This is a genomic window from Pseudomonas sp. HMSC063H08 (assembly GCF_001813645.1).
Lineage (GTDB): Bacteria > Pseudomonadota > Gammaproteobacteria > Pseudomonadales > Pseudomonadaceae > Pseudomonas > Pseudomonas aeruginosa.
In genome coordinates this window covers 1-403 of sequence record NZ_KV813430.1, presented here as the reverse complement: position 1 = coordinate 403, position 403 = coordinate 1, and the positions used below count along the sequence as shown (strand labels likewise).

The window sequence follows — 403 nt, the reverse complement described above, 5'->3', positions numbered from 1 at the left end:
CCTGGATCGAGACGATCGAGTCGCCGCCGAGGGCGAAGAAGTTGTCGGTCACGCCAACCCGCTCGCGCCCCAGGACATCCGCCCAGATCGCCGCCAGTTGCCGCTCCGGTTCGCTGGCCGGTGCCACGTATTCGCCGAGTCCGTCTTCCGCCTCGATCTTCGGCAACGCCTTGCGATCCAGCTTGCCGTTCGGACTCAGCGGCATCCGCTCCAGCGCCAGCCACTGCGCCGGCACCATGTATTCCGGCAGGCTCGCCGCCAGGTGCGCGGCCAGCGCTTCGCGCCAGTCGCCGCCCTCGCTCTCCAGCACCACGTAGCCGACCAACTGCCTGCCGTCCACCGCCAGCACCGCCGCCTCGCGCACCCACGGATGCTCCAGCAGGCGCGCCTCGATCTCGCCCAG

At 70.5% G+C, this 403-nt stretch carries 1 protein-coding gene; it reads right to left on the bottom strand.

Features of this window, described 5'->3' with window-relative positions:
- On the bottom strand, positions 1-403 hold a 403-nt coding region (locus HMPREF2924_RS13865; protein WP_256567949.1), incomplete at both ends, for an AMP-binding enzyme.